At 50.3% G+C, this 26,969-nt stretch carries 27 protein-coding genes; 17 read left to right on the top strand and 10 right to left on the bottom strand.

Translation table 11 applies throughout. From position 1 onward, the window contains the following. The first annotated feature begins 12 nt into the window (after window positions 1-12). Both flgA and flgH read left to right on the top strand, forming a co-directional pair. Window positions 13-981, top strand: a complete 969-nt coding sequence (gene flgA, locus PsW64_RS09680; protein WP_063303467.1) for a flagellar basal body P-ring formation chaperone FlgA — start codon at window positions 13-15, stop codon at window positions 979-981. Further along, window positions 981-1,742 carry a flagellar basal body L-ring protein FlgH gene (gene flgH / locus PsW64_RS09675; RefSeq protein WP_063303466.1) on the top strand — a complete coding sequence of 254 codons (762 nt, stop codon included), beginning with the start codon at window positions 981-983 and terminating at the stop codon, window positions 1,740-1,742. Before flgA ends, flgH begins: the two co-directional genes overlap by 1 nt. Before the next feature lie 359 nt (window positions 1,743-2,101). On the opposite strand, the gene dksA is transcribed toward flgH, so the two are convergent. Together dksA and PsW64_RS09665 are read right to left on the bottom strand one after the other, a co-directional pair. Next, a complete protein-coding gene (dksA, locus tag PsW64_RS09670) occupies window positions 2,102-2,518 on the bottom strand; it encodes an RNA polymerase-binding protein DksA (protein ID WP_057462624.1) in 417 nt (138 codons plus the stop codon). Window positions 2,519-2,676: 158 nt separating this feature from the next. Next, complete coding sequence (locus tag PsW64_RS09665) at window positions 2,677-3,114, bottom strand: flagellar assembly protein FliX (RefSeq protein WP_057462625.1); 438 nt, start codon at window positions 3,112-3,114, stop codon at window positions 2,677-2,679. Window positions 3,115-3,363: 249 nt separating this feature from the next. Between PsW64_RS09665 and PsW64_RS09660 the strand changes: the two genes are divergently transcribed. The 4 genes from PsW64_RS09660 (at window position 3,364) to PsW64_RS09645 (ending at window position 5,965) form a co-directional block, all read left to right on the top strand. Then, complete coding sequence (locus PsW64_RS09660) at window positions 3,364-4,482, top strand: flagellar basal body P-ring protein FlgI (protein ID WP_057462689.1); 1,119 nt, start codon at window positions 3,364-3,366, stop codon at window positions 4,480-4,482. Further along, a complete protein-coding gene (locus tag PsW64_RS09655) occupies window positions 4,482-4,811 on the top strand; it encodes a rod-binding protein (RefSeq protein ID WP_057462626.1) in 330 nt (109 codons plus the stop codon). Before PsW64_RS09660 ends, PsW64_RS09655 begins: the two co-directional genes overlap by 1 nt. Beyond that, on the top strand, window positions 4,808-5,308 hold the full coding sequence (locus tag PsW64_RS09650) for a hypothetical protein (protein ID WP_063303465.1): 501 nt from the start codon (window positions 4,808-4,810) through the stop codon (window positions 5,306-5,308). The genes PsW64_RS09655 and PsW64_RS09650 overlap by 4 nt, the downstream gene beginning before the upstream one ends. A gap of 192 nt (window positions 5,309-5,500) precedes the next feature. Then, window positions 5,501-5,965 (top strand): hypothetical protein, encoded by a 465-nt coding sequence (locus PsW64_RS09645; protein ID WP_063303464.1) that lies wholly within the window; start codon window positions 5,501-5,503, stop codon window positions 5,963-5,965. A gap of 232 nt (window positions 5,966-6,197) precedes the next feature. Here the strand turns inward: PsW64_RS09645 and PsW64_RS09640 are convergent, their stop codons facing one another. Continuing rightward, window positions 6,198-7,739 (bottom strand): flagellin N-terminal helical domain-containing protein, encoded by a 1,542-nt coding sequence (locus tag PsW64_RS09640; RefSeq protein WP_063303463.1) that lies wholly within the window; start codon window positions 7,737-7,739, stop codon window positions 6,198-6,200. Between the two features lie 447 nt (window positions 7,740-8,186). On the opposite strand from PsW64_RS09640, the gene PsW64_RS09635 reads away from it, so the two are divergent. After that, on the top strand, window positions 8,187-8,642 hold the full coding sequence (locus tag PsW64_RS09635; protein WP_063289608.1) for a flagellar biosynthesis repressor FlbT: 456 nt from the start codon (window positions 8,187-8,189) through the stop codon (window positions 8,640-8,642). Continuing rightward, on the top strand, window positions 8,563-8,949 hold the full coding sequence (locus PsW64_RS09630; protein ID WP_082827035.1) for a flagellar biosynthesis regulator FlaF: 387 nt from the start codon (window positions 8,563-8,565) through the stop codon (window positions 8,947-8,949). The genes PsW64_RS09635 and PsW64_RS09630 overlap by 80 nt, the downstream gene beginning before the upstream one ends. Window positions 8,950-8,983: 34 nt before the next feature. Here the strand turns inward: PsW64_RS09630 and PsW64_RS09625 are convergent, their stop codons facing one another. Genes PsW64_RS09625 through PsW64_RS09615 form a run of 3 tightly spaced genes read right to left on the bottom strand, consistent with a single transcriptional unit; the run spans window position 8,984 to window position 14,160 of the window. Beyond that, a complete protein-coding gene (locus PsW64_RS09625) occupies window positions 8,984-10,543 on the bottom strand; it encodes a hypothetical protein (protein ID WP_208980695.1) in 1,560 nt (519 codons plus the stop codon). A 27-nt stretch (window positions 10,544-10,570) separates the two neighbouring features. Next, window positions 10,571-12,415, bottom strand: coding sequence for a flagellar hook-associated protein FlgK (gene flgK, locus PsW64_RS09620; RefSeq protein WP_082831065.1), 1,845 nt, complete (start codon window positions 12,413-12,415; stop codon window positions 10,571-10,573). A 53-nt stretch (window positions 12,416-12,468) separates the two neighbouring features. Continuing rightward, window positions 12,469-14,160 carry a flagellar hook protein FlgE gene (locus tag PsW64_RS09615; protein ID WP_063303461.1) on the bottom strand — a complete coding sequence of 564 codons (1,692 nt, stop codon included), beginning with the start codon at window positions 14,158-14,160 and terminating at the stop codon, window positions 12,469-12,471. 325 nt (window positions 14,161-14,485) lie between these two features. Here PsW64_RS09615 and PsW64_RS09610 point away from each other — a divergent pair, with 325 nt between their 5' ends. From PsW64_RS09610 to PsW64_RS09575, 8 genes are all read left to right on the top strand, one after another. Continuing rightward, on the top strand, window positions 14,486-15,322 hold the full coding sequence (locus PsW64_RS09610) for an AAA family ATPase (RefSeq protein WP_063303460.1): 837 nt from the start codon (window positions 14,486-14,488) through the stop codon (window positions 15,320-15,322). A gap of 23 nt (window positions 15,323-15,345) precedes the next feature. Beyond that, complete coding sequence (locus PsW64_RS09605) at window positions 15,346-15,963, top strand: hypothetical protein (protein WP_208980694.1); 618 nt, start codon at window positions 15,346-15,348, stop codon at window positions 15,961-15,963. A gap of 402 nt (window positions 15,964-16,365) precedes the next feature. Further along, the gene (locus PsW64_RS09600) at window positions 16,366-16,896 is read left to right on the top strand and encodes a SixA phosphatase family protein (RefSeq protein ID WP_057462636.1); all 531 of its coding nucleotides are present in this window, start codon (window positions 16,366-16,368) and stop codon (window positions 16,894-16,896) included. A 93-nt stretch (window positions 16,897-16,989) separates the two neighbouring features. Further along, window positions 16,990-18,486, top strand: coding sequence for a YcjX family protein (locus PsW64_RS09595; RefSeq protein ID WP_063292792.1), 1,497 nt, complete (start codon window positions 16,990-16,992; stop codon window positions 18,484-18,486). Beyond that, entirely contained in the window at window positions 18,483-19,544 is a 1,062-nt protein-coding gene (locus PsW64_RS09590; protein ID WP_063303459.1) for a YcjF family protein, read from the top strand. Before PsW64_RS09595 ends, PsW64_RS09590 begins: the two co-directional genes overlap by 4 nt. Before the next feature lie 84 nt (window positions 19,545-19,628). Next, window positions 19,629-20,153 carry a GrpB family protein gene (locus PsW64_RS09585; RefSeq protein ID WP_063301114.1) on the top strand — a complete coding sequence of 175 codons (525 nt, stop codon included), beginning with the start codon at window positions 19,629-19,631 and terminating at the stop codon, window positions 20,151-20,153. A gap of 71 nt (window positions 20,154-20,224) precedes the next feature. Continuing rightward, window positions 20,225-21,400, top strand: a complete 1,176-nt coding sequence (locus PsW64_RS09580) for a vWA domain-containing protein (protein ID WP_063300912.1) — start codon at window positions 20,225-20,227, stop codon at window positions 21,398-21,400. 302 nt (window positions 21,401-21,702) lie between these two features. After that, complete coding sequence (locus tag PsW64_RS09575) at window positions 21,703-23,406, top strand: DUF3011 domain-containing protein (protein ID WP_208980693.1); 1,704 nt, start codon at window positions 21,703-21,705, stop codon at window positions 23,404-23,406. Between the two features lie 6 nt (window positions 23,407-23,412). Here PsW64_RS09575 and PsW64_RS09570 read toward each other — a convergent pair whose 3' ends face one another. Further along, the gene (locus PsW64_RS09570) at window positions 23,413-24,198 is read right to left on the bottom strand and encodes an AraC family transcriptional regulator (RefSeq protein ID WP_063289617.1); all 786 of its coding nucleotides are present in this window, start codon (window positions 24,196-24,198) and stop codon (window positions 23,413-23,415) included. A gap of 108 nt (window positions 24,199-24,306) precedes the next feature. On the opposite strand from PsW64_RS09570, the gene PsW64_RS09565 reads away from it, so the two are divergent. Continuing rightward, on the top strand, window positions 24,307-25,524 hold the full coding sequence (locus PsW64_RS09565; protein WP_063303458.1) for an MFS transporter: 1,218 nt from the start codon (window positions 24,307-24,309) through the stop codon (window positions 25,522-25,524). 71 nt (window positions 25,525-25,595) lie between these two features. On the opposite strand, the gene PsW64_RS09560 is transcribed toward PsW64_RS09565, so the two are convergent. The 3 genes from PsW64_RS09560 to PsW64_RS27880 all read right to left on the bottom strand — a co-directional run bounded on the left by PsW64_RS09560 (window position 25,596) and on the right by PsW64_RS27880 (window position 26,952). Then, window positions 25,596-25,916 carry a 2Fe-2S iron-sulfur cluster-binding protein gene (locus tag PsW64_RS09560; protein WP_063303457.1) on the bottom strand — a complete coding sequence of 107 codons (321 nt, stop codon included), beginning with the start codon at window positions 25,914-25,916 and terminating at the stop codon, window positions 25,596-25,598. 121 nt (window positions 25,917-26,037) lie between these two features. After that, window positions 26,038-26,322: an Hpt domain-containing protein gene (locus tag PsW64_RS09555; protein WP_063303456.1), complete on the bottom strand. Its 285-nt coding sequence runs from the start codon at window positions 26,320-26,322 to the stop codon at window positions 26,038-26,040. 333 nt (window positions 26,323-26,655) lie between these two features. After that, on the bottom strand, window positions 26,656-26,952 hold the full coding sequence (locus PsW64_RS27880; protein WP_063289621.1) for a hypothetical protein: 297 nt from the start codon (window positions 26,950-26,952) through the stop codon (window positions 26,656-26,658). Between the last annotated feature and the right edge of the window lie 17 nt (window positions 26,953-26,969).

Genomic DNA, 26,969 nt, shown 5'->3' with positions numbered 1-26,969 from the left:
GGAGTTGAGTTGATGAGAAAGTTGGCAACCACACTCATTGCAGGACTACTGGCCCTGACAGCCAGCAGCGCATTTGCTGCCTCAATTCTGCGCCCAACGGTCAATGTAACCGGACCAGTCGTCACCATTGGTGACTTCTACACCGAAGCGGGAGAGCTGGCTCAAACACCAATCTTTCGCAGCCCGGACCTTGGCACCACAGGCAACGTGTCTGCATTGATCATCGCACAGCAGGCACAAGCTGCCGGCTTTATTCAGGCCGACACCAACGGCCTGACAACTGTGAGTGTGCACCGCCTTTCCATCCCCGTAGATGAAACACTCATCTCAGACATCCTGCGCAATGCATTTGCGGAGCGCGCAAGCGTGCAGCCGGACGAGATTGAAATCTCCTACCACTCACCACTTCCGGTGAACATGCAGGCAGACGCCAACTCCATTTCTCCGCTAACCATCGGGCACATCAACTGGTCACCGCGCACCGCACGCTTCAAAGCCATCCTCAATGTGGTACAGGAAGGCCAAAGCAGACCAATCTCCGTCATTGGCAATGCCTCTCAGATGGTGTCCATCACTACACTGGCTCGCAATCTGGAACGCGGCAGGGTCATCACAGCCAAGGACATTCGCGAGGAGCGCAAGCCAGCCTCTCGCTATGCCGGACGTGAGTTTCTTGCAGCTGCTGATCTTGTTGGAATGGAAGTGCGCCGTAACATGCGCTCTGGTTCAACCATCACTCCAAGGGATGTAAGCGCACCGATCCTCGTCAAGCGCGGCGCTAAAGTGACTGTGATCTACAAGATCCCCGGCATGAACATCACAACTCAGGGCAAAGCCAAGTCTGAAGGCGGCAAAAATGACCTGATTGAGATTGTGAACCCAATTTCAAAGAAAACGATCCTTGCTGAAGTCATCGGCAGAGACATCGCCATCGTGACCACCGCAAAAACGCAGGTCGCAGCCGTATTGGAGAACCGCTGATGCCGAGAATATCTTCAGCAACCAAAATCAAGCAATATGCTGCGCTCACGATTGGCCTGTTTGCACTTGTCGGCTGCGAAACAGCCGACAAACTTTCCAAAGTTGGACAAGAACCTGTTCTGACCGCGATTCAGGACCCACGTACGCAGCCTGGCTATCGCCCGGTACAAATGCCAATGCCAATTAAGGAAGTAGAGCGCTACAACGCGAACTCTCTTTGGCGCACCGGTAACAGAGCCTTCTTTCAGGACCAGCGCGCAAAACGTGTTGGCGACATCGTAACGGTAAACGTCACCATTTCCGACAAAGCAGCTTTTGAGAACACCTCGAAGAGCTCGCGCAGTGATGCGAAGAACTCCGGAGCTGGTGGTGCACTCGGCGGCGCAATCAACACACTGGCACTTCCTGCCAGCGCTTCAGCTGACGCTCTGGCATCAATCAACAGCTCCGACAGCTTTCAGGGCACCGGCTCTATCGACCGCACAGAAAGCCTGAAGACCACCGTCGCAGCTGTCGTGACACAGGTACTCCCCAACTCCAACCTCGTCATCGAGGGCCGTCAGGAAGTGCGTGTGAACCACGAAGTTCGTGAGCTGATCGTAGCAGGCGTCGTTCGTCCGCAGGACATTGCATCCGATAACACAGTTGAAAGCACCAAGATCGCAGAGGCACGCATCGGCTACGGTGGTCGCGGCCAGATCTCCGTTGCCCAACAACCTAAATACGGCAGTCAGGTGCTGGACATCGTGCTTCCGTTTTAGAGCGTGTTCCGTTTGATTGGTTTCAATCAAACGGCAAGAATTCGCTCCAACAAAAATGTTAGAGCGCGATGCGTGACTGTAAATGAACGCGGCGTGCTCAAAAAGAAATCAAAGAACCCAAAACCGCTTAATAAGCTCCCCAGCTTGAGCGGTACATAAAGCGAGCTCGGCAACATGCTCCCCAGCATGCCGGGCTCGTTTTCTTTTGTGCACCAGAACATCGCCCACCGACGTCCGGCCAAAACAAAACAAGGGAAGCACAGCTAAGCCGTGCTTCCCTCGTAAAGTCATACTTCAAGTACTAGAGCCTAAAAACTTAGGACCACAGCTTGAAAGGCGATATCCTGTCTCCCTGAGGATCAGTCATCCCGATAGATTTTCTCGCGCCGCTCATGAGCCTCTTGGGCTTCAATAGAAAGCGTTGCGATAGGTCGTGCATCCAAACGACGAACAGAGATTGGCTCGCCAGTCTCTTCGCAGTAGCCGTAGGATTTGTCTTCAATGCGAGCAAGAGCAGCGTCAATTTTAGAAATCAACTTTCTCTGCCGGTCACGCGCACGTAATTCAATCGACCGATCGGTTTCAGAAGAAGCACGGTCAGCCAGATCTGGGTGATTAGTGCTTTCTTCTTGAAGCGCAGCAAGGGTCTCCTTGCTCTCTTTCAGAATATCTTCCTTCCACGCAAGAAGCTTTCTACGAAAGTACTCGCGCTGTTGGTCGTTCATGAATGGTTCATCCTGTGTTGGACGATAATCAATTGCGACATCAACTGCCATCTGAAACTCCGCCTATTTATATGGGCGGCTGGAATATAGCGAGAGGAACCTGAAACAACAATCTACTAAAAAGATGAAATTGTCTAAGAACACAATTATTCAGTGTATTCAGCAACTTATACGGTTGGAAACCTTTGATACTATCGTAAATGGATAGGCTATTCTACGTAGTGACCCAGCTTTGCGAGCTCGATTCTTGCACGCAATTCAATATCTTCGACCACTCTGTCGAGACCGGGGTTACCACTTTTGACCTGCATGGACAGGTTACCAACAAGCCGCTCAAGGCGCTCTGGCTGCACTTTGCCTTGCAGCAAATCGATCCGCAGCGCATCTAGTTGATCCAGAAGTTTATTTCCATGCTGCACAGCGCGCTGCTTGTCATCGACCTGAACTTCCATCTGCTGAAGGGCCAGCAAAGAATCCACACCCTGCAGCGACGGTGTTGGAACACCAGCCTGCGACTGCGCAACGCTGGTGGTCTCCTCCTCAACGGCAAACGCACCCGCCTGCTCGCCTTCAGAACCTTTGCGACGTTTCGTGCCCACTTTACTCGTGGAGTTCAAACCAGAAACTGGAGTGCTGCGTACAAGCAAGACCTTACCCTCAGAGCTATGGAACTGGACAAAAGCTTAAACCCGAACGCATTTGCCGAGCTGATCACATAAAACTTTACCAAGCAGGCAACAATTGCCGCATTAAAATTTGCAGTGCTTTAACTTTTATCCACCCCCTACTAAAAATACCCAGTAAATTCAGCAGGTTAAAAATTAGCAAACGCAACACTGAAACTGGCACAAAATTCGCATATTTCCGGCATGTGTGAACTGAACAGCCGGGTACCAATGCGCTCTTTCGCAAACTTACGTAGAATCGCCGCAGCGGCACTGATCGTCCTTATGGGCGCGACCCTTCAGGGAAACGCAGCCTCAAGGATCAAAGACATCACTGACTTTGAAGGCATCCGGGACAACCAGCTCATTGGTTACGGTCTCGTCGTCGGCCTTCAGGGCACTGGTGACTCTCTCAATGCCTCACCATTCACCCGGCAATCTTTGCAGGCAATGCTGGAACGCCTTGGCGTCAACACCAACGAAGCAGACCTGAACACAAAAAACACCGCCGCCGTAATGGTGACTGCCAACCTGCCAGCGTTCTCAACACAAGGCACCCGCATCGACGTAACCGTGAGCGCACTTGGCGATGCAAAGAACCTTCAGGGCGGAACACTGCTGGTGACCCCACTGATGGGCGCAGACGGAGAAGCCTACGCCATCGCGCAAGGCCCGGTGGCAATCGCAGGCTTTGCAGCACAGGGCGACGCAGCTTCCGTTGTACGCGGCGTCCCAACATCTGGCCGCATTCCAAACGGTGCTCTTGTGGAGCGGGAGGTTGAGTTCAAACTCTCTTCACTCAGCACTATTCGCTTGGCCCTGCGCAACCCGGACCTGACCACATCCCGGCGCATCGCAGTTGCAATTAACGAGCTGATTGGCCTACCGACTGCAGAGCCTCTGGATCCATCCACCGTTCGCCTCACACTACCAAAACAGTTCGATGGCAACATTGTCGATTTGATCACTGATATCGAACAGCTGATCGTAGAGCCTGATTTGCCGGCCAAGATCGTGATAGACGAAAGCTCCGGCATCATCGTCATGGGTCAGCAGGTGAAAGTCTCCACCGTCGCAGTCGCACAGGGCAATCTCACAGTCACCATCGCTGAATCACCAGAGGTGGTTCAGCCGCTGCCATTCGCACAGGGCCAAACGGCTGCGGTGCCTCGTACAGACGTGCAGGTGACTGAAGACAATAGCCAGCTGGCACTCGTCAACGAAACAATCACACTGCAGCAGCTTGTTGATGGATTAAACGCTCTGGGCATCGGCCCAAGAGACCTGATCTCCATCTTACAGGCCATCAAAGCCGCAGGCGCCCTTCAGGCAGAAATTGAGGTCCTCTAATGCTCCAACAAGCACAACTGCCCTCTCCTGCCCTGACAAGCTCAGCAGACCTGATCGCAGGCGCCAATCAGGCAGGCAAACCACCAGCTGCCAAAGATCCGCTGATGGAAAAGGCCAAGGAATTTGAAACCGTATTCCTCAATGAGATGTTGCAAAACATGTTCACCGGTCTTGATGAAGGTGGGACCTACGGCAACGGCGAAGGCTCAGAAGCGTGGAAATCCATGCTGATCAACGAGTACGCCAACACAATGTCTCAATCTGGCGGCATTGGTATTGCAGCTTCAGTTCACTCGCAATTATTACAACTTCAAGAGAACGCAGTATGACCAACCAGTACGACGCTGAAACTGTTCCAAGTACAGTATCGTTTGAAGAAGAACCTATCCAGACACGGATGCAAGCCGAGGTCTTCTGCGAAAACTTTGAAACGGCAATGGACAATCTGGTCCACATCATCGAAGCAGAAACGGAGCTGCTACGTGAAGGCCAGATTTCTGAGCTGCCAACCGTTGCCCCCAAAAAACATGCAGCCATCGAGTCATATCTCTCTGGCATCCGCGTCGCAAGTGCAAACGCCATCGCACTAGGCAATCTCGCTCCGTTGTCCATTCAACGTATGCGTGAGCGTCACGGCAATCTGCGGCCAATTCTTCAAACCAACCTGCAAGTGGTCTCTACGGCACGTTCAGTGACGGACAACGTCATTGAGACCGTTGCTAAAGCCGTTGGTTCTCAAATGAAGACAAGAGGTTACGGCGCAAACGGCATGATGAGTTCGCCCCAAAGATCCGCTCAGGGCATTGCCGTTAACCAAACCCTGTAAACGGCACCATATTAAGCGTGCATATTAACGAAATAACCTGAAGATCGCCCGTAGCCTCCCTGATAAATAGGGGTATTTGGCGGTTTTCAGTCGCATTTCTCTAAATATTTCGTAAATTTCTATCATTAAGATTAATATTATTTAAGAACATTCCCCATAAAGTTGTCAGAGATTGAACACGTGGGGGACATTATGGAAATAGTCACACAACGACCGACACTCTTACATCAAGCGCTGACAACACAAGCAGCACCGGTAAAATCGACGACCGAACAGGTCAAAACCGAACTCTCCGGCGCCCAGGCGGTCACTGCATCCTCTGAGTCAGAGGATAACTCAACCGCCTCCGAAAAGTCATACCTCTCAGACTCCCGTCTCGGCGTCATCCCTAGCAAACCTAAGGACGACCAGAGCCGCATTGAGCGCGGTTACATTTATGATGAAGAGTCAGATGAGCTCATCTATTCGATGACGCAAGAGCCAGAAGGCGACGTCATCTACGAACTGCCCTCCAAGACAGCTCGCCGCATTCGTGCATTCCTGGATGAAGTCCTTCAGGCACAAGAAAAGCGCAGCCTGGGCGGTGAGGCAAAAGAGATTGATCCTGCAATCTACGAAGCAAAGCAGGTCGAGCCAACGCAAGCAAAGCAGGCCTAAGCCACACAGGCTTTATCCTCCCTGCAAACCAGACTTATCCCCCTTGAGCTATGCCGCCCCCGCAGCATGGCTCTTTTTTTGTCTGCCCAGTGACCACCACATAACAACGTGCCCACCACCACAAAAACGCAAAGCAACGCACATACCAACGCAAACGGTGCACGCCCAAAAAGACAAAAGAAAAACGCGCCCCAAAGAGCGCGTTCTCCAAATTCTAAATCTGAAACAAAGCTTATCGGATAAGCTGCAGCACAGACTGACCAGCCTGAGTTGCCAGAGACAGAGTAGAAGTAGCAATAGAGTTCTGAGTGTTCAGAGCCGCAAGGTTCGCACCTTCCAGGTTGGAATCAGCCAGCGTCAACTTACCAGCACCAACTTCCAGTGTGTTGATCAGATCAGCTGTGAAGTCCTGACGGTTGGTCACGATGGACAGGTTTGTACCGAAAGTAGAAGCCTGTGCACGCAGATCCAACTGAGTCTGACGAACCTGCTCAAGAGAATCTTCAATGAGGTTGTCATCACCCCAACCGTTACCAACAGCACGTTCTTGCGCTTGCGTATCTTTCGCAACTGTTACACCAGTACCAGAACCAAGCTCAGCACCGATGGTGGAGTTACCGCTACCTTGCAAGAAGCCAAGCTTCAGGTCTTCCTTATCAGAATCAACGTTGATCTGATTGCCGCTAACTTCAACAGAAACGCCATCGGCAGATTCAAGCGTAGTTTTCAGGTTACCAACAGTTGTGCCGTCTTCAATCTTGAAGGTTTTCTCAGCGCCGTTACCCAGCTTGTAGGTAATGGAATCACCAATAGCAAAGCCATCCAGATCCTTCAACTCAGTGTTGGCATCCAGAGTACCCGTAGCTGCAGAAGCACCCGACCAATCAGTACCCAAATCGCTTGCTGCAGCGTCTGTCGCATCAAAGGTGATGTCTTCGTCAGAAACGATCTGGAGTTTCCCATCAACGTCAACACTTGCAGAAACGCCATCAACGCTATTCAATGAGTTCACGACGTCTCCTACAGTGGTGACATCAGTACCAACAACAAGATCAACTTGCGCACCACTACCAACGGTATAGGACAGAGTATCACCAGTTGCGATACTATCTAGACCAACAAGGTTATCGCCAATAGCACCTGCACCAAGATCCACCTCAGCCTTGTACTTTTCAGTGCCGAGTGTCAAGCTTTCGATATTATTATCAAAATCGACCTGATCTTGAGATTTAACAGTGGTTCCGATTGCATCCAGCGTCAGGGTTGAATCATCAGAGTCGAGATCGGTATAATCAACAGATTTGATATTCAGGTCGGAAGAACCATCTTCATTGAACTTTACCAGGAGGTCGTTGCCTTCACCACCAAGAAGGTTCTTGCCTTTATAGCCAGAATCTTTAGCGATATCTTCGATCTGAGTGCGGAGTTCGTTGAACTCTTCAGCGTACTTAGCACGGGTCTCAGTGTCTTTAGACTGAAGCGCCTGGTTCGCCTTACCCTTTGCAGCGTCGAGCAGCTTATCAATCGCGGAGATACCTTGGTCAGCAGCTTCCAAAGTAGAGACAGACTGCCCAATATCATCCTGCAAACTACTTAGATCTGAAGCGCGGGAGTTCAAAGATGAAGCAGTGAAGAATGAGTTCGGGTTATCAAGAGCAGAGTTAACTTTCTTACCAGTTGAAAGACGCTCCTGGGTATCGCCGATCAAAGAAGCCGTGCTCTGAAGTGTGTTCAGGTTCGTGCGCACCGCTGCAGTGAGTGTAATATCAGCCATTTTATAATTCCCTTCTAGGATAATGAATGACCCTTTCTGGGTCACAAACGCAGCAAATAATTACTGAGTTTTAATTGGGTACAATTACCCGTCCTGCGAGTAAAGGGGGAACGTGTTAACAAGCACTTAATAAATCAGTGATTGTAGCAGCCACGTGCGACAGCTCACAAGTAAATTCAATTTTATATAATTAAGTCAAAAACTTACTCAACAACGGCAGCGATACAGCTGCACAATATTGTCTGTGCATATTTCCACCTATTTGTACTTTCACAGCCCTCCCAATGGCTTAAGCTGCGCTGCATGAATTGGCGACTTTACATATTCAATTCAGAAACACTCTAAACTTAAGAAAAATTAGAAATAAATCGCTGAATAACTTGTAAGATTTAACTAGATTAACCTTTTGGTTGCCATCATAGTTAAGAGTGCTTTGAAGGAGGCTGCATGGCACTAAAGGTCGAATTAAAACCCGGAGAAAAGTTGATTGTTGGTGAGACACTTATCACTAACGATAAGCAACGTGCACGATTTTTCATTCAGGGAGATGCACCTATTCTCCGAGAGAAGGATATCCTTCTACCGGAAGACGCCAGCACCATGGCACAGCAGGTCTACCTAGCAGTGCAGGTCATGTATTTAAAGCAGGATATCACGGTTACTCAGAAAGAGTATTTCGATGTGATCGGAAAGATCTTGCAGGCCGCACCAAGCACACGCGACCTTATCAGCGAGATTAGCACCGCAATTTTGCGAGAAGAGCTCTATCGCGCCCTGAAGCTCGCCAAGAAATTGATTGAATATGAAAGGACTTTGATAAGTCATGTATCAACAAGCAACTCAGGCATATCAGCAGTCCGCAAACACCTCGGCCTCAGCGGATCCGAGGGCTCTGGAAGCTGAAGCTCTGATGAAAGCTGCAGCGCGCCTTTCTGTGCTGCAACGTGAGTGGGATACAGTTTCACGCGAAGAACGGAATGAAACACTCATATTCAATCGCACGCTCTGGACAATTTTTGTAACTGAGGCCACTGCAGAGTATAGCGAGCTGCCTCTGGAGCTCCAAAATAACATCGCAAATCTGGCCCTGTTTATGTTCAACAGAACCATGGAAATGATGGGTGGTGCGGAGCCTGAGGCGCTTGAGACGATGATCAACATCAACAAGTCTCTGGCATCTGGATTAAGAGGCCAAAAGGCAAACGTATAATAACAAAAAGCCTCCGTTTTACGGAGGCTTTTTGTTATCTCAAGAAGTCAGTAATTGTTAGATTTAACAGTATAGACGTTGCTTGAAACGAGGCGTCTAAATCCGTCTTTAGCACGGCTATCTCAGTTCCAACTTCAGTCTTGTCAACGTTCTCGAGCCCGGTCAACGTGTTGTGATAGGTCAGAGACGCCTGCTTTTGCCTCTCAGCAGTACGTTTCACAGTGGTGTTTACCACCGACATCTCTGAGGCTACGCTTTGGATGCCTGAATTTCGATCCCCAGCAACAGAGAGTGCGTCATCGCTCTTACCTGCCAACGAAGCATAGTAGGATTTTGCGACCGCTTCACTCTCAGCATCATCTGGAGTTTCTGCTGTAAAGCCTGCCGCTACAAATACAGCAAGGTTCTGCAATTGCTCGGAAAACGCCGACTCATTCGCGCGCGCGCCATAATCCACGCGCACATTGTCATCGATCTGAACAACCTTGTCTGAGCGCGGATCATCAGAGTTCTCGGTACCGGTATACCAGTCGACCAGAAGGTCAGGTGCGGTCTCATAACCAGAACCGTCCGCTTTTGGTACCTTCGGCGCTGGATCAGTCCGCCCGTGATTACCAAAAAATTCCTCACCAGCCTGCACATCAGCAACCGCACGAAGCTCAGTCTTTGCAATATCGCCTATTGCCTTATCAAAAGCTGCCTGAGCATTCTGAGCGCTCTCCAAAGCAGGATTAGCACCCGTCCCAATCAGGAAGGTTCCCTCCCCTGCATCAGGATCATCGGTTGCTGTAAGCTTAACAACTGATTTGCTCCCGTCAGGAAGTTCCAGCTCAACCTCAATCGTATCACCAACACTCGGAGTGTCATTGAACGCGAAGGTCCCCTTCTTCCCTTCAGGATTAGCCGGATCAGTCAGGTCTTCAGGAGTAACCGCTGTTGCAACATCAGCAGAGGACGCTGAAACGGAAGTGATTTCAAAGCCAAATCCCTCAACATTGTCCTGTTGAAGTGTCAGAGTAGGAACACCAAGCGGATTTGTCACACTGGATTCGATGCGACCATTTTCAGAGGCACCAACATGAGCATTCTCATAACGCTTCATGAGCTCCTTGAGCCCAAGCTTTCCACCTTGCCCATCCATTATGGCATCAAGCGAGGCAACGGGTGGCTCAGTCGCATCCTTACCACCGAACAGATAATACCCGTTCACTTCAGAGTTCAGCTGCGAGATCGTCTCATTCAGCATAATCTCAGTTGCTTGTTGACTGGTTGTCTGGCCATCTGTGGTCAGCGTATAGTTGTTCTCATCAATAGCACTCACACTCTCAGAGCGCATTTTCTCCATATGCTCAATAGACTTGCCCATAAGGTCGAGCTGAATGCTGGCAATCGCGTTAGAGTCTTCATAAACCTCAATATTTGAGATCTCGCGGCGCAACTCCAATGCCATGCGAGAATCTGAACTGATGCCACCATAGGTTTGAGACTTCAGCCCGGAAGTCAGCTGAATAGACTTGTTCTCCAGCTGCGTCTTTTGCTGCATAAGGAGATCAAGCATATAGCTATGAGATTTAGAATAACCGATTGTATTCATTTGAATAACTCAATTCCTAAAGCAGCATCATGCGATTCTAAAAAGTGTATCATACATTTCGTCGATAGCCGATAAGACACGAGCATTCGCAGCATAAGCATTCTGCAATTCAGTCAGCTTCACCAACTCTTCGTCTACATCAACCTTATAGCTGTTTTCATAAGCATTCTTAGCAATACTGGTAACAGCCTTTGAGTTGCTCGCAGCTGATGTCGCCGCGCTGGCAATCTGACTTTGCTTGACCACAGTCTCAATGCCAAAATCAGAAATCGTCCCGACGTATGGGGCATTCTTTGCTCCGATCCCCGAGCTTGGCGCATACGTATATTCAGTCTCAGTCAGGCGGCTTTTCAGGAGGTTTGCACGCTCGGAGCTCTGCTTATCTGGCTCACCTGCTAAAAGACTTGGATCATCAACAATAGCTTTGTTGACAGTCATCCGTTGCGCAAAGCCGGTCTTCTGGCCACCATCTTCTAGCGCCCCAGTATAAGGTCCACCATCCCCCTTAGTGTCTACAAAGAGCGGGATCTCGGCACCATCAGCAGCGGTAACAGTCCGCGTATTTTTCGCTGTAAGACCGGTAATCTCAATAGTACCTGGGCTGGTCGGAGACAGAATTTTCAGCTCACCGGCAGCATCAACGGAAACATCAAACCCAGCACCTAGCGCACTAGAAATCTGACTTTCTAGCGAGGTCGAAGTCGCTGGAATTACAATACCATGCACAATATCATTGGAGTCGGCAGTTACATCCGAAGAAAGCGGCAGTAAACTTGGGTCGGTCACTGCAACAAATGTAACCTTACGGCTTTCTCCGTTAACATCAAACTCAAGCTCAATCGTATCGCCAGAAGATTGCAGTTTGGACGTATCAACACTGAAGCCCGTTGCCGCAGGTGGCGCTCCACCATCATCAGCAGCAACACCTTCAGACGTCTGCTGAGACAAAGACAGTGCCATCTGACTTGCAAGCTCATCCAGGCGCGCCTGCGTCTCTGGAAGGGTATTATCTCGCAACTCCACGAGCGCGCCCATACTACCGCTCTTCAGGTCAAATGATGAAAGCTCCATAACAGCGCCAGACTGTGACTTTACTTCAATCGGATTACCTTCAACACCGACACCAAGCGTAGGGCGCGGAGTAAACTGTAACTCTGATGCGCGATCATTGTATAACGTGGTTCCAGATTTAGTTGATATGCGTAGCAAGCCATCGTTGTCTTGCTTGATTTCAACATCCATCTTTTCAGTCAAAGCTTCCAGTTGCCGGTCCATCTGATCATGCAAATGAGCCGTTTCCCGGCCAGCAGAACGCTCAACAACAATGGTGTCTTCCAGACTCTCAATTTCTTTGAGGATGGAATTGACCTGCGTTACTTCATCAGCAATTCCAGCATCGGCATCGCGGCGCATTTCCTGCACTTGCTTGGCTGAGTTATTGATGCTTCTGGAAAGCTCTTCAGCAGCATTTACAGCCACTTCCTGCGCACTTTGAGAACTAGGATCTGTTGCTAAAGACGTCAGCGCATTTGTGAAATTGTTCATCAAACTCGGAATAGAGCTTGGGTCTCCAACCTTCCCAAACATCTGATCAAGTTGCGTGATGTATTCGTTGTATTGAGTAGCATAAGCCGTATCACTCAGGCTTTCCCAATAAGCAGACTGGAGTTGGGTATTAACTTGCCGTTGAACTTGATTGGTCAGAACGGATGAAGAAGACGTAGACGTATTGTGAACTTCTGTGCCCACGATTGTCTTAAGCGTATAACCGTCAACGTTCGCATTGGCGACATTCCTCGATGTAACCGCAAGCTGCGCCTTCGTAAGCGACAATCCCGACATAGCCGCATTCAAAGCTGCTCCGAGACCCATACCCTATACTCCCTAAGGCAACGAGGTAGGCAATAGCCTACCCCAACACCAGTTTATCGAACGATATTAAGAACTGAATCCAGCATTTGGTTTGCTGTCGACAAAACTTTCGAGTTCGCCGAGTAGGCCTGTTGAGTGATGATCAACTTCGAGAACTCCTTGGCAATATCAGCATTCGAGCTCTCTAGCGCTTTTGCACGGATCGTACCGCCGTTCCTAAAGTCAGGCTCACCAGAAGTAGAGGTCTCGGAAAAAGCAGCACCGTCAACACGCTGAAGCTCTTGCTCCGCAGCAAAAGTCGCAACTGGAATCTTAAAGAGCTTCTGGGACTTATCGTTGGAGTATTTCCCAATCACATTACCTTCAGCATCAATGGAAACATCCTGAAGTTTTCCGGAAGGGAAACCGTCCTGTGAAGTGCCAATATTGGATGCACCACCAATTACATCTTCATATTGGGTTAAGTCATCAAGACCAAACTTGAAGGTAATGTCGCCCATACCGACACCATTGACTTCAAGATCAGGAATATCAACTAAGCCTGAAGCAGGTGACGTCAAACGACCAGCTGCGTCGAATGACATGTCACTGACTTTTTTCCACGCAACTTCATCACCAGACGCATTAGTGTTCGTATTGTAGAAAAGTGACCACTTATTCTCTGCATTCAGCGCCCAGCGTAGTTCAACGTTAACTGGTGTCCCATTCTCATCGTAAACAGTTTCCTGCCCACCAGCGACAGAGGACTTAATGAAATCGTCAGCTTTATCACCCGTGACAACGTCAGGATTATAGGTACCAGTTGAGGGTAAAGGCTGAGGAGCAAAGTCCATATCGAGTACGCTACCTGAAGAAGGTACACTTCCCGCCTGATCGATTGTTAATGTCTCGAAGGATGAGATCTCAATCTCGCCAAGTGCATTGATCTGAGCTGTTACTCCATGCATCCCATTCAGCTTATCAAGCAGATCCTGAACAGTCGTATTGGCATCAATATCCAACACTTCAGGGTCATGCTGCCCCACCTTCAATGTCAACACACTATCAGCTTCAAACTGGTTTGACGGCAACAACTTGCTCTCTGCTGTAAGCAATGTTGCAGGTGCACCGTCATCATTCAAAGCGAGTGTTGATTGTTCGTCTGGATCGGAAAACACGCTCAAATCAACATACTGCGAGTTCGCCGCACCATCTGCTTTTTGATAGTTCGCAGTCGTTGGCTTGGATGGCAAATTCGCCTGATAATTGATTTGCGTCGATGGTTGCGCTGGCATCGGGGCATCAGACACCTGAATTGGCACTGCACGATCACTCACAGCACCCGTTGCAGGGTTAATCGGGTACCCCTGCAGAAAATAGCCCGCGGAGTTAACCAGATTTCTCTCAGTATCCAGTTCAAAGTCACCAGCACGCGTATAGTAACTCTCAGGAGTTTCCTGACCTAAGCCATCTCTGTTGGTAACCAGAAAATACCCTGGCCCGTTAATCGCCATGTAGGTGTTGCGGTCAGCGGATGTGACATCGCCAGACAAGTAGTTAGTGGCACGAGAAGTCGCAATTACAGTACCGGAAACCTGTTCAGCCTGCCGACTACCTGTACTGGAAACAAGATCGGAGAAGCTTGTATCAAGGCGTTTATAGCCAGTGGTCGAAGAGTTCGCCACGTTACCGGAAATATTCTCCAACGCCTTGGACTGTGCGTCCAAACCGGTCGTTGCAGCGTTGATAGCACCATAAATACTCATCGAGCCCACCTAGAATTCAAATTCGCTCATGCTTACGCAGATCTTTGAACACTAAATGCAACTTACGTGCCAAACTAAAAAATTCAATTTATTCAGCCATTTCAATAATTTACAATTTTAACCTATTGTTAAACATAGGATTTTCTGCCTAAACCCGGCAAATAGCTCGCCCTACTCGGCACATAATTCCCAGAGAGGCAAAAGAAACCGAGCAAAGATCGAAACCACTAGATAAGCCCAATGGCGCAACCCTGCAGGGATTGCCCATTGTCTAACGAGAGATTACTGTTTTCGCCAAATCACGATACTCAAGCAGGATTTAGCGATGAAATTTCAAGGGACCTCCCAATACGTTGCCACAGAAGATCTCCGGATCGCAGTCAACGCAGCTATTACCCTTGAGCGTCCCCTGCTTGTAAAAGGCGAACCTGGAACCGGCAAAACTGTCCTAGCTCAGGAAATCGCCCAGAGCTTAGGCGTCCCCTTCCTTGAGTGGAACGTCAAGTCGACCACAAAGGCTCAGCAAGGCCTATACGAATACGACGCGGTTTCCCGTCTCCGCGACAGCCAGCTTGGCGATGAACGCGTAAAAGACATTCGCAATTACATTCGCAAAGGCAAACTTTGGACTGCTTTTGAAATGAATGAACGCCCGGTTCTTCTGATTGATGAGATTGATAAGGCTGACATTGAGTTCCCAAACGATCTGCTTCAAGAGCTGGATCGTATGGAGTTCTTTGTTTATGAGACAGGCGACACGATCAAAGCAAAACAGCGTCCAATCGTGATCATCACCTCAAACAATGAGAAAGATCTTCCAGACGCATTCTTGCGCCGCTGCTTCTTCCACTTCATCAAGTTTCCGGATGCAGAAACAATGACAGAGATCGTCAATGTGCATTTCGGCGAAATCAAAGACCGGTTACTTAAGGAAGCACTCAACGCATTCTATAACCTCAGAGACTTGCCGGGCCTGAAGAAGAAGCCGTCAACCTCTGAGCTTCTGGATTGGATTAAACTGCTTCTGAACGAAGACATCGCCCCGGAAACCCTCCGCGATACCGAAAGCCGGAAAGTTATCCCGCCATTGCACGGCGCACTCCTCAAGAACGAACAGGACGTTCATCTGTTCGAACGCCTCGCCTTTATGAACCGTCGCTAGTATCTGCATTGCCTGGCTTGAAAATGAAGCAAAACAATAAAACTAGTTTTTTGAGCCAGCACATACTTTCCAGTGCATCAAAAGCAATTCTCGCAAGCTGCCTGCTTCTTACAGGCAGCTTACTCGCACAAGCAAACAGTACCATCTCGGAAAGCCTCCTCTACCAGCCGCATACACTGCACAACGGCTGGCGCAAAGATGTGGACGCACTAACGCACTTCACCGGCATGTTTTGCCCGGACTATATCAGCAAACTTTCCCGATCAGCTCTCGTTCCCGATCTGAAGGAACTCGGTATCGGATGCATTTACGAAACCGAGAACGGCGAGATCAAAGTCATCTTCCGCCGGCACAAAAAAGACACGGCGACAACTCTCATAAACAACTTCAAAAGCGGATATCGTCAAAGCCACTTCAAACCACTGGATCTGAAGACACCGCAAAATGAGGTTGCGTTCCGAACCGAAACAACAATGCGGATGGGCCGCGTCGAGAGTTTCACCGCCTACACAGCCCCAAGCGCTGACTATACGGTCTGGGCATCCATTTCAGATGATCTTCCTGTAAGCGAGCTTGAGAAGATCCGAATTCTTTTCAAAAAGCTTACTCTTCGCGTCGAGCAGGAACAGCGCCGCAACTAACGCAGCGCGGCTAAATTGGCGGATCGCCCAGCACACCTACATCAGTGCAACCCTCATATTACAACACACCGCGTCGTAAGCGACCAGAACAGCTGCCTAAACCATTCTGCCAACTAAATATCTTATAGGCACGACTGAAATGAACTCAGTTACGAATGCATGCATCACTTATAAATATTTCAGTAATTATAAGATAAAAACCCCATACTATTAGGGGAATACTATCACCTTCCAAATTCAATCAAAAACATGTAGGTTTCAAACAGAGACAAAGCAAGTAATAAACAAACAAGTCCATCCAATTATGCTGCATCGCAATATCGCATAGCAGCACAAATACAACTTAGAATGTTTCTACCTCTTAGGAACATAAAGTAATAAAGTATATCTGGAGGATAACATATGCTTCGCCTGATGCTGTTACGCCATGCAAAATCCGACTGGAGTGATGAGGGTGCTCACGATCATGATCGCTCCCTTAACACCAGCGGTTGGAAAGCCGCAGCAAGGGTTGGAGCCCACATCCACCAACATCATATGCATCCAAAACTGATCTTATGTTCTACGGCTCTTCGGACACGGCAAACACTCATGGAAGTAATGCCATACTTGCGCAGTGATACGCGCATTCAACTGCTCAGGGATCTCTACAATTCGAGCGAAGGTGACTACATAGATGCAATCCGCGCCTACGGTGGTGGCTTCGACACTATCCTCATTGTCGGCCACAACACAGCTATTCAGGACACAGCTCTTGAACTCACTGGCAAAGGCAACCCTGAGTACATACACCAGATGCAATCCAAGTACCCAACCGGAGCTCTCGCTGTAATAGACTTTGAAGAGCACCGCTGGTCAGAAATTGACTGCAAGAAAGGAAGGATCGTCTCATTCTTCCAGCCACGACACCTGCAAGCTGTTTCAGGCTCCTGACTAGGAAAATTTTGCGCAATTCAACATTTATTGGCGCATTTGCGATTGCATTCCTCCAAAGAACGCACCACATCGTTCTTTGGAGGATGATCTGTGAGCCCACTGAATTCATTATTTAAAAACGCTAAGCTGGCCCTAACTGATGCACAAACAGCATTGGACAATCTAACGGGATCAGCGATTGACCTAACAGTCCCCACGGTCCGTCTGGGTGTCACTGGATTGGCACGTTCCGGGAAGACCGTCTTTATCTCAGCTCTCGTTCACAATCTCATTGCCGGAGGTCGCCTGCCTCTGCTGGATGCAGCGGGCACAGGACGGCTCGCGCGAGCATGTCTTCAGCCTCAGCCCGATGACAATGTTCCACGGTTCAACTATGAGCAGCATGTCGAAACACTGACAAAGGATCGCCTTTGGCCGGAGTCCACACATCAAATCTCCGAACTTCGCCTGACCATCGAATACGAGTCAGCCACATTCATGAACCGCCAGTTAGGCGGTGGCAAACTGCACCTCGACATCGTGGATTACCCTGGTGAATGGCTCCTCGACCTTGTTTTACTACGACAGGATTTCCGGCAATTCTCAGAGGAAGCCCTGAGACGCGCTAAAGCAAGGCCAGATTTGTCTGAGGAGTTTCTGTCAACACTCGCGCGCTATCAAGATAAGCTGCACGATGAGTTTTCAGAGGACATCGCAAAGGATCTGGCAAGCACCTTCACCACGTATTTGAGCCGCTGCCGGGATGATGAGAACGCACTATCCATGTTGCCTCCTGGTCGCTTCCTCATGCCCGGCGACATGAAGGGCACACCAGCCCTCACCTTCGCCCCGCTCAATCTGGGTGATACGCAGGTCAAACCCAAAGCAGGCACGCTCCTCGCCATTATGGAGCGCCGCTACGAAGCCTATCGCAAGCACGTGGTCAGACCGTTCTTCAAAAACCACTTTGCCAAATTAGACAGACAGATTGTGCTCGTGGACGCACTAACAGCAATCAACGCTGGCCCTGAGGCCTTGGATGATTTGAGCGGAGCCCTCACTGAGATTATGGGCGCGTTCAGACCCGGCAAAGCAAGCTGGCTATTCTCAATAGTGTCTCGCAAGATCGATCGCATTCTGTTTGCAGCCACAAAGGCAGACCATCTGCGACGCGAGGATCACGATCACTTGGAGTTACTCCTCAAGCAGCTGGTTGAACGGGCAATCAACCGCGCAGAGTTCTCAGGCGCTTCAGTTGAAACGCTCGCCCTCGCATCCGTCAGAGCCACCAGGCAGGCAACCGTTCATCACGATGGTGCAGAAACCCCCGCGCTCCTCGGCACACCAATGCCAGAAGAAACCATTGGCTCCATGAGGTTTGACGGCGAAGAAGAAGCAGCTATTTTCCCCGGCGATCTTCCTGACGATCTGAGTGACCTTTTCTCTACAGAGCAAAGCCACGGCACGCCGGAAGATCAGACCGCATTGAAATATGTGCGCTTCCGCCCTCCAAAGCTGGAACGCACGGCAGAGGGGCTGACCTTATCTCTCCCTCACATCCGTTTGGACAGCGCAATGGAATTCTTGCTGGGAGATAAACTCGCATGACCAACAAGAAAACACAGCAACATAAGCCTCAGGCACGCCGCGCTCCCAAAGCATTCAAACTGGATGACAGCTCCGTCCGGCTGGAGGGGGAGTTTGCCCACGAACCACTTTCCTCTGAAGCCGTTGTGTCAGAAGAAGATGAAAACGCGTTGGCCCTGCCACAGAACAATGTTGCCCCAGAGCCAAAACCAGCGAAGAGTCGTTGGAGCAAGATCATCGCCATTGGCGGTGGCGGCCTCGTCTCACTTGCCGTTGGCTTGGCTGTCGATAGCCTAATCAGAGACCTCTTTGCTCGCTATGACTGGTTGGGCTGGACAGCTGTTGGCCTCACCGCTCTCGGCTTTCTCGGACTGATCGGTTTGTTCTTCAAAGAATGGCGGGCACTCTCTCGTTTGGAGCAAATCGACCATATACGCGATGACCTCCAAACCGCAGCAGACAACGATAGCGATAAGGAAGCCCGTGCAGCTCTACAAAAGCTAATGGCGCTCTACGCGGACCGTCCGGAAACAGCTCATGGCCGCGCTCTGCTAAAAGGTCATATGCAGGAAATCATTGATGGGAGAGATCTCGTCAAACTGGCAGAACGTGAGCTGATGGCACCAATGGATGCACGTGCCCGCTTGATCGTCATGGAAAGCGCGAAGCGTGTTTCTGTAGTTACCGCACTATCACCTCGTGCACTCGTTGATATCCTGATCGTACTTTACGAAAACCTGCGCATTGTTCGCCGCATCTCCCGTCTTTACGGAGCCCGCCCCGGCACACTCGGTTTCTGGCGCCTTTCACGAGATGTAGCGGCTCACCTGGCCGTCACAGGTGGCATGGCCGCAGGAGATAGCCTGCTGGAACAGTTCATCGGTCAGGGTTTAGCAGCAAAACTTTCCGCACGTCTTGGCGAAGGACTAGTCAATGGCTTCCTCACAGCACGCATTGGCGTTGCTGCAATTCAAACCTGCCGCCCTGCGCCATTCATCGCCACAAAAGGCCCATCACTAACGGAGCTCATGAGCGAGATCACGAAATCTGCCCCAGATGAGATTGCAGATCAGGATTAACGAATATCTCACGCCAGCCCTATGCTTCCCCCAATCTCTTGGTATGTTCAAAGGGCTGACAAAACAAAGGCGGCAGACACAGCTATGATCACGCGCAAAGTCAAAGTGGTAGATGCACAAGACAACTGGGCCGAGGAGTTCCGGCTGGAGCAAGAAATTTTGCGTGAGCTACTCGGAGATATTGTCGAAGACATTCACCATATTGGCAGCACATCTGTGCCAGCTCTTGCCGCCAAACCAATTATCGACATCCTGCTGGAAGTCTCCAGCATCCCAGCACTCGATACTCAATCTGCAAAGCTGATCAATCTTGGCTATGTCGCCAAAGGTGAATACGGCATTGCAGGTCGCCGCTACTTTGAAAAAGGTGGTGACGACCGCACCCATCACCTTCACGCGTTTAAATCAGGAGATCCGCACGTTTACAGACATCTGGCCTTTCGTGATTACCTGAAAGCTCATCCTGAGATCCGTGAGAAATATGCCCACCTGAAGAAGAAAACAGCGAAGGAGGTCAACGGAGATGTCGAGGGATATCGAGAAGGCAAGAAAGATTTTGTTGAGCTTCATCTCGCCAAAGCGATTGACTGGGCCAGAGGCTCTTATTGATCCCTATGCTTTTGCCTAAGGTGTCAATTGCACTCTCGACACTGCACCGCCCAATCGCATAATGTGCCCCCATGTTTATTCAGTTTTTCGAAGAGCTAAAATCCGCTGGTTTACCCGTATCCGTACGCGAATATCTTACGCTTATGGAAGCGCTGGACGCTGATCTGGCCGGCAAACGGGTGGAGGATTTTTACTTCCTCGCCCGTGCAACGCTGGTCAAAGACGAATCCAATCTGGACAAGTTTGATCGCGTCTTTGGTCACACGTTCAACGGATTGGACCTGATGAGCGAAGTGGCAACCACAGACATTCCAGAGGAGTGGCTGCGCAAGCTCACAGAAAAGCACCTTTCTGAAGAAGAGAAGAAGCTTATCGAATCCATGGGCGGCTTTGAAAAGCTCATGGAAACACTCCAAAAGCGGTTGGAAGAACAAAAAGAGCGCCATCAGGGCGGCAACAAATGGATCGGGACAGGCGGCACATCCCCATTCGGCGCGTATGGCTACAACCCTGAAGGCATTCGGATCGGACAGGATGGAAGCCGCCATCGCCGAGCAGTCAAAGTCTGGGACAAGCGCGAGTTCAAGGATCTGGATGACACAGTTGAACTGGGCACCCGCAACATCAAGGTTGCCCTGAAACGCCTGCGCAAGTTCGCCAGAACCGGAGCAGCTGATGAGCTGGACCTGGACAACACCATCAAATCCACTGCCCACAAAGGCCTGCTAGATATTCAAATGCGTCCCGAACGGCGCAACTCGGTCAAAGTGCTTTTGTTCTTCGACATCGGCGGCTCAATGGATGATCACATCCGCGTCTGCGAAGAATTGTTCTCTGCTGCCAAAACCGAGTTCAAGGTGATGGAATACTTCTACTTCCACAATTGCCTCTATGAGTTCGTCTGGAAAAACAACCACCGCCGCCACACAGAGCGCATCAACACGATGGACGTGCTTCATAAATATCCAAGCGATTACAAAGTGATCTTCATTGGCGACGCCTCAATGAGCCCCTATGAGATCACTTATCCCGGCGGTTCAGTTGAGCATTGGAACGAAGAAGCAGGCAACGTCTGGGTAAAACGCGTGACAGACCTTTATCAAAAAGCAGTCTGGCTCAATCCGGTACGGGAAAAGCACTGGGATTACACCCATTCCATCGGCATGATGAAAGAGTTGTTTGATCAGCGCATGTACCCTCTCACTCTGGAAGGCATGGATTCCGCCATGAAGGAACTTGTACGCTAGACGTGTTCCGTTTGATTAAATTCAATCAAACGACAAGAACTCGCTCCACCAAAGAGGTTAGAGCGCGGTGCGTGAATGCGAATGAACGCGACGAGTTCTGACAACACAGCGCATTTAACTTCCCCTTTTTGTAATTTTACAACTAGACTGCAAGTAGCATTGAGATCTAGACAGCAACCGCGCTTGGCAAAAAGCATGCTTCACACCTGTTTTGGAGAAGAAGCTGCAACACGCTTTCAGCTGGGCGCAAGCTGATTGCGTTAGGCAACAAGTGCACCAGAAGAGCTAAGAGAGGCTATGCTGTGAGCAAATCTATTTTGTGGCAACTGTTTACAAGGACATCGGCAGGCACCATCGCCTTCATTGCGCCGTTCCTTGCTGCCAATGCCAACGCAACAACTATTCCGCCGATTAACTCGCTTATTCCAGCGCTCATAATTGAAAGCTGCCTCGACAAAACCGACGCAGCTTTGGATAGCCCGGAATTCATCGACTGCCTGACCAACACCCTCACCAGACAACCTGAGGGCGATAACATACATAGCAGCGATCCGACGCACAGGCCTTCAACAGCGAACCATGTCGCCAACTCACCAGATCGTCTGGATGGCACCAACGTGGTTGTTTGCGCCTCTGAAAACGCTGGTTACACCAAGTGCAAGATCTCGAACGCCAACCGCAATTACGTCCAGTTGCTGCGTCAGACCTCTTCAGCGCTCTGCAAACTCAATGAAAGCTGGGGCGTCGTCCCATCGCATCTTTGGACGGATAAAGGCTGTTCTGGCATCTTTTATGTTGGCAACAAACCGTACGCTCGCAAAACCGTAAACACGGTAAGTGCCAGTTCGTCTTCACTAAAGAAGCAGATCAAGTCAGCCAGCTCAGGTGGTTTGATCACCCCCATTCCGCAGCTTCCTGAATTTACGAAGGACGGATGGCGTAAGTGCGCTCTCGAATTTCAGGTTTGCGAGCTACCCTACGCAACAACCGTTCGCTTCGGCAGGCCCGGCGCATTTTACGAGAAGTCTGCGAAAGGTGATGTTCATTGCCGGACCGATTTCTTCGGAGACCCAGATCCTGCCGCAAGAAAAGCATGTTATTACAAGCTGAAGCGGGATAGCACATCTCCACAGGCAGCGCCTCCAACGCAAGTTGTGACACAAGACTTGCCGCCATTGGAAAACAGCCAGATCGCACCGGAAGATGATCTGGCAATCAATGTGGCCGAACCACTCTGGCAGGCCCGCCGCGCCTGCTCCACACTGGGCAGCAAGATCATCGCAACCAAGAATTCCCTGTCAGAGTTGCCGCCTGTCTATTTGGGCCTCGGCACCTTCACCAATCAACAAATGAACCAGAAACCAGTACTGGTACGAACAGGGGACAAACTCGCTGGTCGCGGTGTCTACCAAAGTCAGGGCATGTACGTGCCCTTCAACTTTTCCTGCGCGCTCAACAGCAACGGAAGAGCCGCCCAACATTTTGTTTTCCATGAGCAAAACACAGACCTCATAACACAGGACCTTCTGCCAAACCCTGACAAGTTCCTTCAGGAAAAAGCTCCATTGAATGGATTTGACGGTCCCTATGTCTGGGTGTCTGGCCTCCCAACAGGTGCAGGCGACAAGAGCGCAGTTTTGGTTCATGGCGTACCTGAAACAGACGATACCGACTTTTACGCCCGTTGCCTGGCTGGAAGCGGTGATATCGAGATCATGTTTCAGTCAACCGTCCCTGCTTTGCAGGAAGGCGATAGTATCCTGATTTCGCTAAGCACAAGACGGTTCAAGGAAAGCTATGTTGGCGTCGGCAGTTCGTTGAATCAGGAAGCCGGTGTTTCCCTGCCACTCCTCACTTTGAGCAATGGCTCTTCACTTTGGAACCGAATGGTGCGAGACAACGAGTTGAAGATCAATCTGGGCGGCTATGCTATCTACAACGTAAGCCTCAAAGGTAGCGCTAAGCACGTTCGCAACTTCATCAGCGCATGCAGCGCCAGCAAATAACCTAGGCTACGCAGTCTTGAAGTATTTGCCCGGCGTCGTGCCAAAGGCTTTGCGGAACTGAGAAATGAACGGACTTGGCCCTTCATAGCCAAGTTTGAAAGCCACATCACCCACACTTCGGCCTGCTGAGAGCAGCTCCAAAGCACGAAACAGCTTGGCCTGCCCACACCATTTGCGATAACTCCAGCCCGTCTCATCAAAGAATCGCCGCTCAAACGTGCGCTGGGACATAAGCGTCCGCTCCGCAGCATCCGCAAGGCTCGGCAGGTGCGCAGGGCATGACAGGATAGACTGGCAAAGCTCTTTCAAAAGCACGTGGTTGACTGGCATCGGCAACTGCAGCGGCGCATCTGGTAAACTCTTCAATTGATCAACAATCACCTGCGCAATCCGCGCTGTCGCCCCATCAAGCGCATAGTCCCGGGGCGCTGCCATAATCTCTTGTATCAGCTCGCGTAAGAGCGGTGTCACTTGCACCACAACAGGCTTATCGGAAAGCCGCTCAGACCAGTCCTCTCGCAGATACAGGCTCCGAAACTGTGTTTTGATCGGATAGACAGTCCGATGCACCATACCTCCGGGAACCCAGACTGCACGCTCTGGCGGTACAACAAATGTCCCCTCCTCAGTAAACACAGTCGTGGACCCTTGCATGATATGAACCAGCTGCCCACGTGAATGCGCATGCGGCTCCCCCTGCCCGCCGATGGGCATATCTACCGCATAAGCAACAATGGGTTGCGGACGATCCACCTCATGTGGGTCTGCAAAAACATCAGCATGAATGGGCATCAAACACCTCTTGGCGACTTCAAGATATTTTTTGGCAAACTAGTGCTATCACGTAAACAAACTTTTCGCTTACTTAATTGCAAAACTCATTTCTAAGAACGAAGCACCATGTTGAATATCATTAAAGACATCAGAGCCGACTGGCGCTCACCCTTTGTATTTTTGTTGGTCCTCACCGTCGCCTCACAGCTCTCATTTTCTGTGTGGTGGAACCTCATCAATAACTTTGCAGTCAACACGCTCGATTTCACTGGCCAAGAAATCGGCATTCAGCAGTCCATCCGCGAAATCCCCGGCCTGCTGGCATTCACAGTCATTTTCATGCTGCTGATCTTCAAAGAACAAACGTTCACGTTGATCTCTTTGGGTCTGATGGGCTTCGGCATTGCAATCACCGGATACTTCCCATCCGCGATTGGCTTTTATGCCACCACCCTCATCATGTCTTTCGGCTTCCACTACTACGAGACGCTTAAGCAGTCTCTATCCCTGCAGTGGTTACCCAAGAAGGACGCCCCGGCACTCCTCGGACAGATTATTGCGGTCTCATCGCTGGTCTCATTGTGCATCTATGGCTCGATCATGATCGGCTGGAAGACGTTTGATCTATCCTATGAGCAAGTGTTCCTGTGGGCAGGCATTGCAGGCATGGCCCTGACCATCTTTGCCGCCTTTGCCTTCCCAAAGTACAAAGCACACGTGGAACAGCACAAAAAGCTGATCCTGCGCAAACGCTATTGGCTGTACTATGCGCTCACCTTCATGAGTGGCGCCCGCCGTCAAATCTTTACAGTCTTCGCTGGCTTCCTGATGGTCGAACGCTTTGGCTACGAAGTACACGAAGTTGCGGCACTGTTTCTACTGAATGGCGCAATCAACATGTTCCTTGCTCCAAAGATCGGTGCGTTCATTGGCCGCGTTGGTGAGCGGACTGCATTGACTTGCGAGTATGTCGGTTTGATCATCGTCTTCCTGTCCTACGCCTTCGTTACCAACGTGTACGTGGCTGGCACTCTTTACGTGATCGATCATGCTTTCTTCGCCATGGCCATCGCAATGAAGACCTACTTCCAGAAGATTGCAGACCCGGCAGACATTGCACCAACCTCCGCTGTCGACTTCACCATCAACCACATCGCAGCTGTGGTGATTCCGGTGGTATTTGGAACAATCTGGCTCTTCTCCCCCGCACTGGTGTTCATCGCAGGCGCCTCCATGGCTGCTATCAGTCTGATCCTGAGCCGCATGATCCCGCGCAATCCGGAGCCTGGTATGGAAACTGTTTGGGTTCCAACCCGTCAGCCGCAAGCCGTCGGCGCTGAGTAAGCATCCCATAACCCAACAAAAAAGGCTGGCCCAATCGGACCAGCCTTTTTTCATTCAAGCTCCGCAGTTGCTTAGCTCTGGCTCTCTGGAATGTGAACCACAAGACCATCCATTTCGTCAGTCACACGGATCTGACAGGAAAGGCGAGACGTGTCACGAACGTCCTGAGCAAAGTCGAGCATATCTTCTTCCATAGGCTCTGGTTCACCAGTTTTGTCATTCCACGTTGGGTCCACGTACACGTGACAGGTCGCGCAAGCGCAGGCTCCACCACATTCTGCTTCAATTCCAGGAACCATGTTCTTAATCGCGTTCTCCATAACGGTAGAACCGGCAGCAGCATCCACCTCATGGCTTTCACCTGATGAGGTGATGAAAGTAATCTTTGGCATATTTAAAGTCGTCCCGACCCTGATTGGCTTATTCTGTTGTCTTCAGATACATGCAGGCGCCCAGCTATTCAAGAACTTCTGGACCAGACCTTATGGTCAAACCCGCGCAGCCAATCTCGCATTACAAATTCCGCAGCTTTGAAAGATCCGCAGACACCTCCGTAAGGCAAGTCTCAACAGTCACCAGCAATGGCACAGCTCCGCTCGCAGCTTCCTGCTCAGCTTGCTCCAGCGCCTCCCCAAGCGCAAACGCACCAACACCGCGCGCAGAGCCTTTAAAGCGATGTAGCAAAGCACGAAGGGCTTCTGTTCCCATTGTCTCGCACAATCCCCGACGGAACTCTTCTATCTGATGAGCAAACATCTCCAGGATCTGACCTTGCAAATCCGGGTCATCAAACGTCACAGAAGAGAAGTGATCCCTACATATAGCACTTGTAGTTTTATGTAGTTCCATAGCCAAGTTTACGTTAGGCCTCCAAACACAGCCAAGTGACTCAAAGTTATCGCGATATTCGGAAAGTTGATTCGCTTGAGTGACTCAAACCCTGCCACCACCAAGACTCTGCAGTGACTCTACCCCTCATTTCCCATAGGCAACGGAATCTAGTCCCCAAAAGAAAACACAGGTTTTTATTTCATGGTTAACAAGATCCTACCGCCCAGATTCAAATCTAGACTCGTGACCCCGTCACCGGCTCTCACTGCCATTACACGTTAAAATTGACAAGACGCTCTGTTAAAGATGGTTAACAAGATTTTTCGAATTACCATCCCGCTCCAGCATAGCACGTCCCGTATCGGTCAGCTTACAAACGAGCCAATCCGGCTTCAACGGGTTGGAAAACCAAGGCTCCGCCCACCCTGCTGCAATACACGCCCGCACAGTTGCAGCTGGCACTTGTCGACCGCTCTCATCGAACAGCGGTAACTTTCCACCTGCTTCGTTAAGACCTCGCCTTAACCATTTGAGTTGTGTGGGACTCGGACGATTGGAACCTTTAGAACTGACTGGAGAATTTTCGCGATTAGCCATAGTGAGTTCCCCCCAAA

Origin of the sequence: Pseudovibrio sp. W64, assembly GCF_001623145.1 — a bacterium.
Lineage (GTDB): Bacteria > Pseudomonadota > Alphaproteobacteria > Rhizobiales > Stappiaceae > Pseudovibrio.
Note: the sequence above shows the minus strand (reverse complement) of the source record. Positions and strands in the feature narration are given on the sequence as shown.

What these genes read in the sequence shown, in the direction of transcription:
- PsW64_RS09610 (WP_063303460.1), top strand. Translation starts at nt 14,486, where the DNA reads ATGAAATTTCAAGGGACCTCCCAATACGTTGCCACAGAAGATCTCCGG.
- PsW64_RS27880 (WP_063289621.1), bottom strand. Translation starts at nt 26,952, where the DNA reads ATGGCTAATCGCGAAAATTCTCCAGTCAGTTCTAAAGGTTCCAATCGT.
- PsW64_RS09585 (WP_063301114.1), top strand. Translation starts at nt 19,629, where the DNA reads ATGATCACGCGCAAAGTCAAAGTGGTAGATGCACAAGACAACTGGGCC.
- PsW64_RS09630 (WP_082827035.1), top strand. Translation starts at nt 8,563, where the DNA reads ATGTATCAACAAGCAACTCAGGCATATCAGCAGTCCGCAAACACCTCG.
- PsW64_RS09660 (WP_057462689.1), top strand. Translation starts at nt 3,364, where the DNA reads ATGCGCTCTTTCGCAAACTTACGTAGAATCGCCGCAGCGGCACTGATC.
- PsW64_RS09590 (WP_063303459.1), top strand. Translation starts at nt 18,483, where the DNA reads ATGACCAACAAGAAAACACAGCAACATAAGCCTCAGGCACGCCGCGCT.
- flgA (WP_063303467.1), top strand. Translation starts at nt 13, where the DNA reads ATGAGAAAGTTGGCAACCACACTCATTGCAGGACTACTGGCCCTGACA.
- PsW64_RS09580 (WP_063300912.1), top strand. Translation starts at nt 20,225, where the DNA reads ATGTTTATTCAGTTTTTCGAAGAGCTAAAATCCGCTGGTTTACCCGTA.
- PsW64_RS09635 (WP_063289608.1), top strand. Translation starts at nt 8,187, where the DNA reads ATGGCACTAAAGGTCGAATTAAAACCCGGAGAAAAGTTGATTGTTGGT.
- PsW64_RS09605 (WP_208980694.1), top strand. Translation starts at nt 15,346, where the DNA reads ATGAAGCAAAACAATAAAACTAGTTTTTTGAGCCAGCACATACTTTCC.
- flgH (WP_063303466.1), top strand. Translation starts at nt 981, where the DNA reads ATGCCGAGAATATCTTCAGCAACCAAAATCAAGCAATATGCTGCGCTC.
- PsW64_RS09645 (WP_063303464.1), top strand. Translation starts at nt 5,501, where the DNA reads ATGGAAATAGTCACACAACGACCGACACTCTTACATCAAGCGCTGACA.
- PsW64_RS09655 (WP_057462626.1), top strand. Translation starts at nt 4,482, where the DNA reads ATGCTCCAACAAGCACAACTGCCCTCTCCTGCCCTGACAAGCTCAGCA.
- PsW64_RS09565 (WP_063303458.1), top strand. Translation starts at nt 24,307, where the DNA reads ATGTTGAATATCATTAAAGACATCAGAGCCGACTGGCGCTCACCCTTT.
- PsW64_RS09560 (WP_063303457.1), bottom strand. Translation starts at nt 25,916, where the DNA reads ATGCCAAAGATTACTTTCATCACCTCATCAGGTGAAAGCCATGAGGTG.
- PsW64_RS09625 (WP_208980695.1), bottom strand. Translation starts at nt 10,543, where the DNA reads ATGAATACAATCGGTTATTCTAAATCTCATAGCTATATGCTTGATCTC.
- flgK (WP_082831065.1), bottom strand. Translation starts at nt 12,415, where the DNA reads ATGGGTCTCGGAGCAGCTTTGAATGCGGCTATGTCGGGATTGTCGCTT.
- PsW64_RS09650 (WP_063303465.1), top strand. Translation starts at nt 4,808, where the DNA reads ATGACCAACCAGTACGACGCTGAAACTGTTCCAAGTACAGTATCGTTT.
- PsW64_RS09615 (WP_063303461.1), bottom strand. Translation starts at nt 14,160, where the DNA reads ATGAGTATTTATGGTGCTATCAACGCTGCAACGACCGGTTTGGACGCA.
- dksA (WP_057462624.1), bottom strand. Translation starts at nt 2,518, where the DNA reads ATGGCAGTTGATGTCGCAATTGATTATCGTCCAACACAGGATGAACCA.
- PsW64_RS09600 (WP_057462636.1), top strand. Translation starts at nt 16,366, where the DNA reads ATGCTTCGCCTGATGCTGTTACGCCATGCAAAATCCGACTGGAGTGAT.
- PsW64_RS09640 (WP_063303463.1), bottom strand. Translation starts at nt 7,739, where the DNA reads ATGGCTGATATTACACTCACTGCAGCGGTGCGCACGAACCTGAACACA.
- PsW64_RS09570 (WP_063289617.1), bottom strand. Translation starts at nt 24,198, where the DNA reads ATGCCCATTCATGCTGATGTTTTTGCAGACCCACATGAGGTGGATCGT.